The following is a 14,577-nucleotide window of genomic DNA, read 5'->3' on the forward strand; positions in this document are numbered from 1 at the left end:
GCTGGGGGGAGCTGGTGCGCCAGCTCGACTACAAGGCGGAATGGGCGGGGCGCCAGTTCGTCCAGATCGACCGTTGGTACCCCAGCAGCAAGCGCTGCCATGGCTGCGGGTTTGTCGTCGACTCCTTGCTGCTCAATGTTCGCACCTGGGACTGCCCGGACTGCGACACCCAAGGCATCGACCGCGACATCAATGCCGCCCGCAACATCCTACAAGCCGGCACCGCGCTGTTAGCCGGTGCTGAGAGTTGAAGCACTACCGAGGGGCACTCGGGAAGTTACGCCTGTGGAGTTTGTGTAAGACCGGCAATGCCAAGGCATTGAGGCGACGGACAACGAAGCAGGAACCTGGGAGGTAACGACCAGGGAATCCCCCTCCACAAGCGCGTTAGCGCTGAAGGTGGGGGAGGATGTCAACCCGGTGATCGTGGTCGTCTCCTGTTTGAAATGATACAGCAGGCATTCGAACAGCCCGGTCGGGAACGTGAGCTGTTGCGTGAAGCCCTGCGTGAATTCTATGCCGATTGGCAGCCGGCCAATGCCGCCGAGTTTTTGGGGATTCCCACTGCGCAGGCCGGAAAACTGGTTGATCTGCCTACTTGGCAGACAACTTTGCCTTGGGAAAGCCGTAATTTAGCGAAAATAAATATTCAACGTCAACGTACTGAACTGCGCGAAAATACCCGAATATTGGGCAGACGCCTGGGCATAGACGCCGGTTGGAAATTCTGTGGGCCAGTCAGCACCGATAAGCTTGAAATCGAAGTGGAACGTCTGGCTCGGCTGTTGGAGTCGATTCGTCTCAAGGGCATTTGTCGTCACGACGGCCAAGATGGTGATATTTGCGCAATTGTATTAACGAAACCAGATGGCCGCTGGCGTTGGGTGGTAAATAAGGGTCAGCATCGCTATGCAGTGATCAGTGCCTTGGGAGCGTCGCGTATTACTATTCGAGTGGAGCAATTCATTCGACGGGAAGAGGTTACCTTTTGGCCCGCAGTGGTGTCGGGTGTGTTTACCCAAGATATCGCCCTGAAGATTTTCGACGATTATTTCGCTCCCCACTCCATCACTCCCCCTCCAAAAAAAACAGTCGCTCTCTTTGTATAAGGAGAAAAGCTATGACGAACAGACAATGGAATGACAACCAGCAAGCGTGGCTAACCGGTATCAGCGTTTTTCTGGTCAGAGAGCGTGGGCTGGCGTACCTGGATGCTCTGCGTAGCTTACTTGATTGTTATGGTTTCAATGTGCTGTGTGACTTGCCGATCAGGGAAGGACAACGACAGGCGCTAGCTCAGCGGATCCACGATGAGGACCAGGAGCGTGGTTCCTGGCCCGTTAGTGGTGGCCTGCCGTCTCACCTGCTGGTAGTACATGATGTGCATCCTGTGGCGGAGATCTCGGTTTCGAGAGACGCCCCCGGGCGGATCGACAATGTGCGAGTGCTTACGGTCAAAGCAAAGATAAGAGCCACGGTCAATCAGGCATGTACCGCACAGGAACAGTGTGACCCCGTGCATATGTCCTGCAATGTGGCCCAGGCACTTGACTATCTAAAAAGCTTGGTGCCGAAGCAAATCGATAAAATACGTGAGATAGCCCAGCGGCATAATGCGGCATTTCGTACGCCTTACCCGGTATTGGCTGACTTGAGTAAACAGCTATGCCGGGCCAAGGTTGAACTGGTGGATTTTCACGGTACCGAAGCGATTTGCAAGACGTTTCGCCCGGGGCGAGAGCGTTATCTGGAACGTGAAGTGAAGGCCCGCGAGTTAGGTGCCTCCTTGCCTGAAGTGTCGCGTCTTCTGGAAGTAGGGCCTCATTACCTGGTGTTCGAACGTTATGCCGACCGTATGGAACGCATACTGTCGCCTCGTGCACCTTTTTCTCACCATGGTTTGCTGCCTATCTGGACCATCGAGCGCGTGAGGGCCGTCATCCTGCATTATCGTCGTCTTGGCTACGAGTGCATCGACCTCAATCCGCAAGATCTTATCTACGATCCTTGCCAAGGTCTCAAGATCATCGATTTCGAATTCCTGCAGCCCGGCCCTGACGAGATAGAAACGTTAAAGGGCAACTATGCCTGGTATGCGGTGCCTTCGCGTTTCACGGGTGATTTGCCGCTTTCCGCCCGCCAAAGTTCCTATCGCAAGCGTTGGTTTCCCTATACCGGGCTGCCTCGAACCTTATGCCTGAATGAACTTCCGCGTCCGATTCTTGCCTTGGTGCGCTCGGTGGCCTTGGTGCCCTTGACGTTGGATGGCCTGAGGCGAGTGGGATGGCGGCATATTCAGCGTCTTGTTCGCAATTGAAATAAACGCTGTTTTTGCTCCACCCCTGCCTGATGCCCACGAATACCTCGTCAAGGAGTCATTAAATGAAGGTTCTAGTTACCGGCCATGCTGGATTCATCGGTTTTCACACTGCAAAGCGGTTACTGGAGCGTGGAGATAGTGTCGTCGGCTTCGATAACGTCAATGATTATTACGACCCCGCTATCAAGGAAGCACGCTTGAAGCTTCTTGAACGGACGGCAGCCGAGACGCAAAGTGACTATCTTTCCATTCGTGCCAATCTGGCTGATCAACAGGCGGTGGCGGAATGCTTCAATGAGCATCACTTCGACCGGGTCATTCATCTGGCTGCCCAGGCTGGCGTGCGTTATTCGCTGGAAAACCCCCACAGTTATGTGGAAAGCAACTTGATTGGCTTTACCAATGTACTGGAAGCGTGCCGCTACGCTGAGATTGCGCACCTGACTTACGCCAGCACCAGTAGCGTTTACGGCGCCAATACGCGAATGCCGTTTTCCGAGCATGAAGGGGCCAATCATCCGCTGCAATTTTACGCCGCCACCAAGAAAGCCAACGAGATGATGGCCCACAGCTATAGCCATCTGTTCAGCTTGCCGACCACGGGGCTGCGGTTTTTCACCGTCTATGGTCCCTGGGGTCGTCCGGACATGGCGCTATTCAAATTCACCAAGAGCATCCTGGCCGATGAGCCCATCCAGGTCTTCAATCATGGCCACCATACCCGTGACTTCACTTATGTGGACGACATCGTTGAGGGAATCATTCGCGCCAGTGACCATATTGCGACCCCCAATCTTGAATGGAATAGCGACAGTCCCGACCCTGCCACCAGCAATGCGCCGTTTCGTCTTTTCAACATCGGCAACAACGATCCGGTGACGATCAGTACCTATATCGAAGCCATTGAAGAAGCCTTGGGCAAGAAGGCCGTCAAGGATCTTTTGCCCCTGCAACTCGGCGATGTTCCCGATACCTATGCGGATTCAAGTGAACTGGAAAAAGCGGTCGGTTACAAGCCATCCACGCCGGTCTTCCAAGGTGTCGCCAACTTCGTCAGATGGTATCGCGACTACTATTCACTGGATAAATGCTCGTTAAATAAGCCCATTGACCCCTTGAGTGAAACGCCTGGCTCACTTGATTGAAAACACCTTTCTTTTGCATCTTTTCTTCACACACTAATTCCCAGCAGGAAATCCAATGAACGTTACAATTTTCGGAACAGGGTATGTCGGCCTGGTTCAAGGCGCCAGCTTGGCGGAAGTCGGCCATCACGTGATCTGCGTCGATGTGGATGATAAAAAGGTCGAAAAACTCCGGCAGGGTGTCATTCCCATCTATGAACCGGGTCTGGAGGCGCTGGTAAAAGAGAACCATGCTGCTGGTCGGCTTGAATTCACTACCGATGCGGTCGCCGGGGTCAAACACGGTCAAGTCCAGTTTATCGCCGTGGGAACCCCCCCGGATGAAGACGGCAGTGCCGATCTCAAGTACGTTCTCGCCGTGGCCGCCACCATCGGCGAACACATGGAACGCGACCAGATCATCATCAACAAATCCACAGTGCCGGTAGGCAGCGCCGACAAAGTGCGTGCCGAGGTGGAAAAAATATTGAATAAGCGTGGCCGCAACGCTATCGGCTTTGACGTAGTGTCCAACCCGGAGTTTCTCAAGGAAGGTAGCGCGGTTGCCGATTGCCAGAGGCCCGACCGCATTATCATCGGTACCGATTGCGATGCCACTATCGAAACCATGCGCGAGCTTTATGCGCCCTTCAATCGCAATCACGACAAGATCATCGTGATGGATGTAAAAAGTGCCGAACTGACCAAGTACGCAGCCAACTGCATGCTGGCTACCAAGATCAGTTTCATGAACGAAATGGCAAACCTGGCCGAACGCTTGGGGGCCGATATCGAAGCGGTGCGTCAAGGAATCGGCTCCGACCCACGCATCGGCTATCACTTCATTTATCCCGGAGTGGGCTATGGCGGTTCATGCTTCCCCAAGGACTTGCAGGCGCTTATCCACACCTCGGATGCCATCGATTTTGACGCCAAGCTACTCAAGGCAGTGGAGTCGCGTAATAAAGAACAAAAAACCACGCTGTTCCAGAAAATAAGCCAACACTTCAATGCACAGTTGAAGGGTAAGACGTTTGCCATCTGGGGGCTTTCGTTCAAGCCCAATACCGACGACATGCGGGATGCTCCCAGCCGTGTGCTTATGGAAGCGCTTTGGGCCGCCGGTGCCAAGGTGCAGGCCTATGACCCGGAAGCCATGGAAGAGGCTCAACGTCTCTACGGCAGCCATGAGCACTTGACTCTTTGCGGCACCAAAGAAGCCGCGTTAAAGAATACCGATGCCTTGATTATCGTCACCGAGTGGCAAAATTTCAGGGCTCCTGATTTCGAGCTTATCAAAGCTCAGCTTTCCGAACCGACCATCTTCGATGGGCGTAATCTTTATGAACCGCGTCGAATGGTGGCGAAAGGATTCACTTACTACTCGGTAGGTAGAGCCACGCCTATATTGCCCTTATCCCTTTCTAACTCTCCTGAATCGGAAATAAGTGAGTAAAGAATGCTGATAAAGTCGCAATGCTTGCCTTCTTGGAAAATAAATACGATTGTTTTCCTTTGATTTCCCATCAAGTTTCGCTCCATGCGAGACGCTTATGGCGATCATGGCCGGGAGCTGTCTGAAAATAAGCCATTCTGCCGCAACTGAGTTATCTGCTTGCGCCACTAACCCACTTGTCGCTAAAGCTAAAAAGCTGAAAAGTGGCTGGAGGGAAAGAAGGTCTCGTGGAGTAAAGCTATAACAGTGCTTCTGGTTCTTTATCTTTAACGCTGCGAGTTTTTATGATTAAGCGCCTCTTTGATATTGTAGTATCTCTTGTCAGTTTAATTCTTCTTTCACCGCTGTTGTTGATCGTTGCGCTGATGGTTCGTTTGAAGCTCGGATCGCCGGTTCTCTTCCGCCAGGTGCGGCCGGGGCTGCATGGAAGGCCCTTCGAGATGGTCAAGTTCCGCAGCATGCGCGATGCTTATAATAGTGAAGGTAAACCGCTGCCTGACTCTGAACGGATCACTCCGTTTGGTCGATTTCTGCGCTCTACGAGTCTGGATGAACTGCCGGAGCTTTGGAATGTATTGAAGGGGGACATGAGTTTGGTGGGGCCGCGGCCGTTGCTGATGGAGTATCTTAGTTACTACACTAAGGAGGAGATGTGTCGCCACTCGATAAGGCCAGGGTTGACTGGTCTGGCTCAGATAAGGGGGCGTAATGGACGGTCTTGGGATGCAAAGCTTAAAGATGATATAGAATATGTAGAGTGTCAAAGTATTTTTTTAGACCTAAGAATTGTTTTAGTAACAGCTTGGCACGTTGTTAACCGTAAAGATGTGAGTGCGGTCCCAAGTGAAAAAGGGAGAAAGCTTTCTGATGTTCGAAAACAGCGTTCGTGACACAATTGTCTCACCATTTTATAGGATGGAACGGCTGTCAAATTACCTTGATGTTAGCGTTTGGGTTAAAAGAGATGACTTGATACCTATCTACATGGGGGGCAATAAAGTTAGGAAGAATATAGAGATAATATCTTCTCATGTATTAAAGCATGGTGTTCCTGATGTGATTGTTAGCAATGGTGGCTCAGAGTCCAATCATGCGCGCGTTCTTGCGCTGATTGGCTCGATATATGGGATCAAAGTTGAGCTTGTTTTGCATGGCCACCAAGACCGTTCTGGCTTTATGCATGGAAATTCATATTATTTAAAGACAGAACAATGTTCAATTAACTATGTCGACCCAGTTGACATATCAGCGAAAATTAGAGAGCTAGTGGGCTTTCACCTGGGAAAAGGAGCAAAGGTATTAGTTATTCCGGGTGGTGGTCATTGTTTAGAGGCTGTTAACGCATACAAGAATGCATTTGATGAGATTTCTTTCCACCCTAACTATATCCTTCACGCTTCGGGCACAGGTGCCACTCAGGCGGGTCTCATTAAGGGGGCTAGAGAGAGTTCGTCTGATGTTAAAATTTTGGGTATTTCTATAGCGAGAGATGCGTGCAAGGGAGCTGCTGCAATTGCTGAACTGCTACCGGAGGAGCTGCATGATGATATTATTATTTACGAAGATTATAGGTTTGGAGGGTATGGCTTTTATAACTCGGAGTTAAAGTCTTTTTTAAGTTCGTTTCTTCAGTTGGATTCTTTGCCTTTAGATCCCTTCTATACTGGAAAAGCTATGTTTGCGCTCTTCGATTTGGTGGGTCGTGGAGTGATTCCACGCGGTTCGGAAGTTGTTTTTTGGCACACGGGTGGTCTTCTTAATTTGCAAACTTCACTTGCCTGAGGATTAGTTTATGGACATTTTGAAAGGGAAAAGAATACAAGTAAGACCACTTGAGTGCGAGGATTTGCCTTTCAGAGTTAACTTTATTAATGATACAAGAGTATCCTCTACCTTGGGTTTTGATTTACCGTTATCCATCGGTAGAACCAAAGTTTGGTATGGGAAAGTCATAGAGGATAGGACGAGAAAGGATTTCACGATAGTCGACTCTTGTCGGGGTAATGTTGTTGGGTTTTGCGGTCTTTTGAATATCAAGACAGACGTTAGAAGCGCCGAAGTGTATATCATAATCGGGGATGTAAGTTACTGGGGTAAAGGTTTTGGTAGAGATGCAAAGAAAATTCTGACTAATTATTCATTTTCAGAGTTGTTTTTGAATAAGCTGTATGCATATCAGGCTGATTTTAATGAGAGGTCCTTGAAGGCTAACAAGAAACTAGGTTGGAAGCTTGAAGGTGTTCTACGAGATGATATTTTACTGGGCGGAAAGTTGCATGATAGGCACGTCCATTCTATCTTGCAATCTGAATGGGATAACGATCCCATTTATCAAAATGTTTAGTCATTTGCCCATGAATATTCTTCTAACCTGTGCCGGCCGGCGCCACTACCTTGCCTCTTATTTTAATCGAACCCTTGGCCAAACCGGTCGGGTTGTGGGCACGGATATGGATTTGTCTGCTCCCGCCTTGCAGGCTTGCGACGCTGCCCATCAGGTTCCGGGTGTGTTTGAAGCAGGCTACCTGGATGCGCTAAAGAAGGTGATTCTGGCAGAAAACATCCACATGGTTTTCTCCCTGAATGACCTGGAAGCCGGGCTGCTGGCAGAGAATCGGGCTGCGCTTGAGCAGGAAACCGGAGCCACGTTTTATGTGCCGCCTGTATCGTCTCTGGAGGTATGTTCAGACAAATGGCGCACCTTTGAGTTCGCCCGGCAAATCGGCGTTGCGGCACCAGAAACGTTTTTGACTGTGGCCGGCGTTGTTGAGGCGTTGAAGTTGGGGAGAGTTCAATTTCCGCTGATTATCAAGCCACGCTGGGGCAGTGCGTCTATTGGTTTGTATATGGTCGAAACCCGCGAATATCTAGAAAGCGGCTTTGAGGCTTGTCGGAAGGCTGTGGCGAAAAGTGCGCTTTCTTCACTGAGTACAAAAGACTCTGTGATCATTCAGGAAGTTATTCAGGGGCCAGAGTATGGCGTGGATATTCTTTATGGTCAGCAAGAGAATTACATCGGCTTCACCGCCAAAAAGAAACTCGCCATGCGTGCGGGTGAAACCGATAAGGCCGTAACCATGGCCCCCGAGCCATTCCGCGAGATAGTCGCCAAAATTGCCGGCGCGTTACCACACCGGGGTAACCTGGATTGCGACTTCCTGGAGCGGGATGGCAGGCTCTACCTGCTGGAATTCAACCCCAGATTCGGTGGTGGCTATCCATTTACTCACATGGCAGGCGCGAATCATGTCCAGATGCTGCTTGATGATTATCAAGGCCGGGAGCTTATTCCATACAGTTATCAGGTGGGCAAGGCGTTTGCCAAGTTTGATAGCTTGGTTGAGGTGCCTGTGTAGCAAAGCCTTTATTACATCTAACTTCCTATCAGCTTTATGGCTTGTAACCTCTGATGCTTAATGGACCTTTTTCCCCCTGGCCTTCCTTTACCGAGGAAGAAGCCCAGGCAGTGCAGCGCGTACTACTTTCCAACCAGGTGAACTACTGGACCGGCCAGGAAGGCCGCCAGTTCGAGTGCGAATTCGCGCGGTTTTCCGAAAGCGATTATGCGATTGCCGTTTCCAACGGCACCACGGCGCTAGATCTGGCCCTGAAGGGGCTGGGCATCGGCGAAGGCGAGGGCCGGGGGCGCGATGAGGTGATAGTCACCTCTCGTACCTTCGTAGCGTCGGCGTCATGCATCGTTGTCGCCGGTGCCGTGCCGGTATTCGCTGATATCGACCGGGATTCTCAAAACATCACCGCCGCCACAGTTGCCGAAAAGATCACCCCGCATACTCGCGCCATCATTGCGGTGCACCTGGCGGGCTGGCCCTGCGAGATGGACGAGCTCATGGCATTAGCCAAGCAGCACGGGCTTTATGTGATCGAAGATTGTGCTCAGGCGCATGGGACTCGCTATCGCGGTAAGAGCGTGGGCAGTATCGGGCATGTGGGGTGTTGGTCGTTCTGTCAGGACAAGATCATGACCACCGGTGGAGAAGGCGGCATGGTCACCACTGACGATACCGCCTTGTGGAAGAGAATGTGGGCCTACAAGGATCACGGCAAGAGCTGGGAGGCGGTCTACGAGCGTGAGCATCCACCGGGCTTCCGCTGGCTGCACGAAAGCTTCGGCACCAACTGGCGGCTGACGGAGATGCAATCTGCCATCGGGCGCATCCAGCTTGCGCACATGCCCGAGTGGAAGGCCTCGCGCCAGGCCAATGCCCAGCGTATCTGGCAGGCCGCCAGTGAATGCCCGGGGTTGCGGGTACCGGCGATTCCCGCGCATATCGAGCACGCCGCCTACAAATGCTACGTATTCGTGAAGCCTGAAAAGCTGGCAGAAGGCTGGAGCCGTGACCGAATTCTGAACGAGATCAACAAGCGCGGCGTGCCCTGTTTCTCGGGGGCCTGTTCCGAGGTGTATCTCGAAAAGGCTTTTGAGGGTACCGGCTGGCAACCGGAAACTCGGCTGCCCGTGGCACGCGAGCTTGGCCAAACCAGCCTGATGTTCTTGTGTCATCCCACGCTCACTCGAGACGAGATCGATAAGACCTGTCAGGTGCTGAAAGGCGTCATGAAGGAAAGTACCTAGCGGCACTTCGGCGTAGCAACGCTTTTCCGATCGGTTGATCGCTCAAAGCCATTCTTATCCAATGCATCCCGTTAGACCCAAATATTCCACACCAGGTGAAAAGTGCAAGGCTCAAGTGCTGCCTGGTGTTTCGTCGAGGAGTTCTCATGAATCCTAAGGTTGCCACATCGAATCGCCGCTTTCTTCTGGTGTCGGGTTCGAGCAAGTCTCTGGTCAATTTTCGGGGGCCGCTGGTTCGGACTCTGATCAAGGCCGGACTGGAAGTGCATACGGCGGCTCCCGGGCTTCGCGATAACCCGACCATTCGCCGGCAACTCGAGTCCTGGGGGGTAGTGACTCACGATATCCCCATGCAACGCACTGGCCTGAACCCCTGGCGTGATCTACGAACGACGCAAGCACTGTACCGCTTGATGCGCAGCATTCGCCCGGAAGCCTTTCTGGGGTACACCATCAAGCCGGTCGTCTATGGACTATTGGCAGCCTGGCTGGCCAAGGTTCCCCAGCGTTACGCACTGATCACCGGGCTGGGGTATGCCTTTGCCGGCGAAGCTCGCGGTAAGCGCGCCCTGGTGTTTCAGGTGGTGCGCAGGCTGTATGCGACAGCCCTGAATAGGGCGGACAGGGTGTTTTTTCAGAACCCCGATGATGAAGCGTTGTTTCGTGAGTTGGGGATACTTGCCGAGCGTGTGCCTTCGCAGGTTCTCAATGGCTCAGGGGTGGACATGACCCATTACGTGGCGGCTCCCTTGCCGGAAGGCCCGCCACGCTTCTTGCTGATCGCCCGCTTGTTGGGCGACAAGGGCGTGCGCCAGTACGCAAGCGCTGCGCGACGAATCAAGCAGCAGCACCCTGAGATGGTGTTTCAGCTGGCTGGTGGCATCGACAGCAATCCTGACAGCATTACCCAGGAGGAGCTGGATACCTGGGTGGAGGAAGGCACCATCGAACACTTGGGTTGGCTGAGCGACGTGCGTCCGGCAATTGCCGATTGCAGTGTCTATGTGCTGCCCAGTTATTATCGGGAAGGCACCCCACGCTCGGTATTGGAAGCCATGGCCATGGGACGTGCGGTGATCACCACCGATGCCCCCGGCTGCCGTGAAACCGTTATTGAAGGTGATAACGGCTACTTGATACAGGTAAAAGACGTCGACGCACTTGTCGAGGCCATGCAGCATTTCATCGATCGCCCCGCTCTTTTGCAAACCATGGGTCGGCGCTCCCACGAGATTGCTCAAGACAGATACGACGTCCATAAGGTCAATGCAGTGATGCTGGAAGCGATGGGAATAGAGAACCCGGCCTTTCACGACACGGCGCAAGAGCCACTCAAACGGCCCACTCTCAGTGCGGCCTCGCGCACTTCATGAAGCTGCTCCGAGTCATTTGAAGCATTGCCAAGCGATGCATCACCCTCCCGCGGCATCCTTGTCCTTATAACAACAAAGGAAACCTACTGATATGGCTTTTTTTTCGGTGGTCATGCCGGTCTATAACAAGGTGGCGACCTTATCTGATTCACTGGAATGTCTGTACCGTCAGACTTTCCGGGACTTTGAAGTGATTGCCGTGGATGACGGTTCCACCGATGGTTCCCTTGAAGTGCTGCGTGAGTATGAACAGGCCGGTTTACTGAAGCTTTTTCAGCGTAGCCCACCAGAGCCGGAAGGCTACGCTGCACGCAATTTCGGTGCCGAACAATCCACCGCCGAGTGGCTGGTGTTCTTCGGTGCCGATGGCATTCTGTTGTTCGATCATTTGTCGTGCTTTGCCGACGCCATCTCGCACCACCCTGATCTTGAGCTGTTCATCAACGCCTATCAAAAAATGCAAGGCCAGCGACGCCTGCCACGTATCGAAGGGGTCCCCGTCAACCGGCTGAATCGCTTCGAAGCCCTGAGCGCTTTTGCCCGCTTTGACTTCATCCACATGAACAGTGCCTGTATTCGGCGCGAGCGGTTTTTGTCGTTGGGTGGCTTTCCGGCCGGGTGTTACCGCCGCGGGGGCGATGTGTATTTCTGGTTAAAGGCTTTGTGCGAGCTGGAAGCGATTCATTATAACGCCACTATTACCAGCTTGTACCTGCTTGAGCACAGTGATGTCACTCGCGACAAGCACAACCTTATCGATTTGCATCCCGGGATTGATCTTCTGGAAGACTACGATGCGAAGTTGGCACGCGATGAACGCCGTCAGTTGCGCCTGGCGATCAATCGCAAGGTGCTTTCCTGGGCGGTGGAGAAGAAACAACTCGGTCAGTCGGTACGCCTGGACCTGGAAGCATTGAAGCTTGGAGAGATGAATATGCGGCTATGGCTGCATGCCATTTCATTGTTGGTGCCCCAGCCTTATTACGACCGGCTGCGCAGCCGAGTCAAATGATTCACGAAAGGGCGAATAAAGGAACACAAACCCATGACCAAGACGGTAATCACCTAGAGGCCTTCGATATGTTTTATATCGGTCATCTTAACTTGCTGTGACGACTTTTGGGGATGGGTGATCGATTGGACGTGACAGATGGTCTGGGTTCGATTACCACCACGCATTTCATGTGCGTCGGCTGAACAGAGCTTGGGATAACTGTTGCTGAATATATTGGGTGAGGTCACGGAGGAATCTCGATGCAGATCTGGTTCAAATCATATGGCGATCTCGGCAGGGATATTACAAAAAATTTCGATAAATTTTCCGGCGACTGGGACTTGGTCGTCGGTATCCCCCGAAGTGGTATGGTGCCCGCATACATGATTGCGCTTGCACTGAATGTGAATTGCACGGATATCTCGTCCTGGGTGAACAACTACCCATTGAAAAAGGGGGTTACTCGAGGGCTGAGGAAAGAATTAAGTTCCCCTTGGGATGCGGAAAAGGTTCTCATCGTGGACGATAGTATAATGTCTGGAAAATCGTTGAAAAGTGAAATCGACGCACTTCCTGACTGGTTAGCGTCTCGTGCATCGACCCTGGCCGTCTACTCAAGCAAACCAATCAGGAATGATGTCGATATTATTCTTGATTTTCTTCCCCATCCAAGGGCTTTTGAATGGAACATTTTCCACCATAATGTCATGAGTAGATCCTGTATTTGCCTCGAGGGGATGATCAGCGAAGGTGGGCCTGGCGGTGATAAAGATGCCATGTGCTTTCGTTATATCCCCTCAAGAATCATTGATACGATCGTTACTTGCCAGAATGAATCAAGCCGCCATGAGGTAGAAGCCTTTTTGGCGAGCTGCGGGATTTCGTATCAAAATCTTGTCATGGCCGATAACGATACCAATGTCATGGCAATGGATTCTCTTGTCAGATTCAAGGTCGAGACGTTCATGGCTTCAGCGGCTGAGTTGTTTATTGAAGAGAACTCTGATCAAGCAAGGCTTATTTGTCAGGGAGCAAGGAAGCCCGTTTTCTGCTTGAGGGATAATTGCATATATAATCCAGGTGATGAGATTGGAACTCGTTTAATAAAGAATAAGGTGAAATTCTTGATGTGGAGAATAGTCAATAGCAAGATGCGCTAGCAGAAAATATCCCATATCTTGGTCAGAATAAAGATGCACCCAAGTATGGTTCCAATATTTTAATAATTTGCTAATAACTTTTATATTCGTGACTGGTGTTTTGTGAAATTTAGCCGCTTAGAGACTTCTTATCGGTAAGCTTTTCTGACGCCACGGAGGTGACTAATGGATCAGATTGAAATCTCTGTAATAATGACTGTCAAGAATGGGGCTAAATTTCTGGAGTCGAGCCTTTCTTCAGTTTTTTATCAAACCTATTCCCCACAAGAAGTCGTTATAGTCAACGATGGATCGGACGATGACACCTGGGAAGTGCTCAAGAGGCTACGTCGTTCGGCTCCCTTCCCGGTCAAACTGGTGAATACGCAAGGTATCGGGCGTTCAAGGGCGTTGAATCTTGCTGTTAGCCATACACGACACCAGTGGTTGGCCAATATTGACGCTGACGACAAATGGCTACCCGAGAAACTGGAGCAGCAGGTGGCGGCTGTCAGTCTGTTTCCTGATGCTGAACTGGTCGTCACTGCGAGCCAGATTGTTCATGGAGAAGGGGAAGGCGAGTTGAATGCCAAGGGGGTGTTCTCAGCCACCCCAATGGCGCGTGAAAGCTTTTATGTCCGTAATCCGATAAACCACAGCTCTGTCTTGTTTACTCGGCGATTTCTTGATCAGGTTGGAGGCTATGATGAAGCATTGGTCCGGCAGGTTGATATCGATTTATGGGTTCGTGCCCTTAGAAAAGGTTATATATTTTATCGGGTGAATTTGCCGCTGACTATCAAGCGACTTCACGATGGTCAGAGTTATGAAGTTGGAAATCGATTGGGATATACATTTAACTCATTCAAGATTGGTATGAAAAAACTATGGCAACTTAAGGCTCCTTTTTATTACTTCCCCGTCCCTTTTGTGAAATTTATCTATAATAATATTCCGAGAAGTATTCGGCATCGCTTGACAAGATAGTTCTTGTGAATGGCGCTTATAAATAGCACTTGTGAAACGTGCAATTTTATTAAGTGAATCACCATGAATTTTCTTATATAAAAAGCTCATGTCGCCCAGTATAGGCGTCCGCCATGGCAAGGCTCTTTATCCACTCACATCTGATGAATAGCAGGCATTTAGAGCTCTTTTCAAAACCCTTGAAATAGCTTGCCACTATTCCCAGTATTATCGTTATGGTTAAAAAAATCGTACCTGATGAGCTTTGGGAAGTCTTCAAGTCGTTGTTGCCGCCAGAACCACACAAGCCCAACGGTGGCAGACCGCGAGTTTCCGGGAATCCTGTTCATTCTGAAGCCTGGGATTTCTTGGGAGATGCTCCCCCATGAGATGGGGTGTGGTTCCGGTACTGAGCGTCATGATTCCTCTCGGTCGGTCATTCGACCTTTATTTTGAAACCAGAAACGGACGTTCCTCACATGGCTGGATCCCCCTCTGTCAGCCTAGTTGTCCGGTTGGCGTTATCGCCTAAATCAAATCCAGAGGGAGCGGCATGGAGTCCATGTGCCACGTTATTCCGAAGAACGTAAAGCAGCCGTCCTGAAAAA

At 51.2% G+C, this 14,577-nt stretch carries 14 protein-coding genes and 1 pseudogene; all 15 read left to right on the forward strand.

Annotated features, from left to right (window positions below; genetic code table 11):
- Positions 1 to 251: RNA-guided endonuclease InsQ/TnpB family protein (locus DU506_RS19165; protein ID WP_147273783.1), on the forward strand; the 251-nt coding region annotated here is incomplete at its 5' end.
- 240 nt (positions 252 to 491) lie between these two features.
- The gene (locus DU506_RS19170) at positions 492 to 1,109 is read left to right on the forward strand and encodes a ParB N-terminal domain-containing protein (protein WP_147273784.1); all 618 of its coding nucleotides are present in this window, start codon (positions 492 to 494) and stop codon (positions 1,107 to 1,109) included.
- A gap of 11 nt (positions 1,110 to 1,120) precedes the next feature.
- Entirely contained in the window at positions 1,121 to 2,317 is a 1,197-nt protein-coding gene (locus DU506_RS19175) for a hypothetical protein (protein ID WP_114488472.1), read from the forward strand.
- 65 nt (positions 2,318 to 2,382) lie between these two features.
- Positions 2,383 to 3,465, forward strand: a complete 1,083-nt coding sequence (locus tag DU506_RS19180; protein ID WP_114488473.1) for an NAD-dependent epimerase — start codon at positions 2,383 to 2,385, stop codon at positions 3,463 to 3,465.
- 55 nt (positions 3,466 to 3,520) lie between these two features.
- Positions 3,521 to 4,900 carry a UDP-glucose dehydrogenase family protein gene (locus tag DU506_RS19185; protein WP_114488474.1) on the forward strand — a complete coding sequence of 460 codons (1,380 nt, stop codon included), beginning with the start codon at positions 3,521 to 3,523 and terminating at the stop codon, positions 4,898 to 4,900.
- Between the two features lie 284 nt (positions 4,901 to 5,184).
- Positions 5,185 to 5,790: a sugar transferase gene (locus DU506_RS19190; protein ID WP_114488475.1), complete on the forward strand. Its 606-nt coding sequence runs from the start codon at positions 5,185 to 5,187 to the stop codon at positions 5,788 to 5,790.
- A complete protein-coding gene (locus DU506_RS19195) occupies positions 5,768 to 6,682 on the forward strand; it encodes a 1-aminocyclopropane-1-carboxylate deaminase/D-cysteine desulfhydrase (protein WP_114488476.1) in 915 nt (304 codons plus the stop codon). The genes DU506_RS19190 and DU506_RS19195 overlap by 23 nt, the downstream gene beginning before the upstream one ends.
- A 10-nt stretch (positions 6,683 to 6,692) precedes the next feature.
- Positions 6,693 to 7,244, forward strand: a complete 552-nt coding sequence (locus tag DU506_RS19200; RefSeq protein WP_114488477.1) for a GNAT family N-acetyltransferase — start codon at positions 6,693 to 6,695, stop codon at positions 7,242 to 7,244.
- Between the two features lie 10 nt (positions 7,245 to 7,254).
- Entirely contained in the window at positions 7,255 to 8,256 is a 1,002-nt protein-coding gene (locus DU506_RS19205; RefSeq protein WP_181870827.1) for an ATP-grasp domain-containing protein, read from the forward strand.
- A gap of 53 nt (positions 8,257 to 8,309) precedes the next feature.
- Positions 8,310 to 9,497, forward strand: a complete 1,188-nt coding sequence (locus DU506_RS19210; protein ID WP_114488479.1) for a DegT/DnrJ/EryC1/StrS family aminotransferase — start codon at positions 8,310 to 8,312, stop codon at positions 9,495 to 9,497.
- Between the two features lie 146 nt (positions 9,498 to 9,643).
- Positions 9,644 to 10,870 carry a glycosyltransferase family 4 protein gene (locus DU506_RS19215; protein WP_114488480.1) on the forward strand — a complete coding sequence of 409 codons (1,227 nt, stop codon included), beginning with the start codon at positions 9,644 to 9,646 and terminating at the stop codon, positions 10,868 to 10,870.
- A gap of 91 nt (positions 10,871 to 10,961) precedes the next feature.
- A complete protein-coding gene (locus DU506_RS19220) occupies positions 10,962 to 11,882 on the forward strand; it encodes a glycosyltransferase family 2 protein (RefSeq protein ID WP_114488481.1) in 921 nt (306 codons plus the stop codon).
- Between the two features lie 242 nt (positions 11,883 to 12,124).
- The gene (locus tag DU506_RS19225) at positions 12,125 to 13,024 is read left to right on the forward strand and encodes a phosphoribosyltransferase family protein (protein WP_114488482.1); all 900 of its coding nucleotides are present in this window, start codon (positions 12,125 to 12,127) and stop codon (positions 13,022 to 13,024) included.
- 165 nt (positions 13,025 to 13,189) lie between these two features.
- A complete protein-coding gene (locus DU506_RS19230; protein WP_114488483.1) occupies positions 13,190 to 13,990 on the forward strand; it encodes a glycosyltransferase family 2 protein in 801 nt (266 codons plus the stop codon).
- A gap of 215 nt (positions 13,991 to 14,205) precedes the next feature.
- Positions 14,206 to 14,377, forward strand: a pseudogene (locus DU506_RS22315) (transposase); the annotation flags it as partial.
- Positions 14,378 to 14,577: the final 200 nt, after the last annotated feature.

It is taken from the genome of Vreelandella rituensis (assembly GCF_003336665.1).
GTDB lineage: Bacteria > Pseudomonadota > Gammaproteobacteria > Pseudomonadales > Halomonadaceae > Vreelandella > Vreelandella rituensis.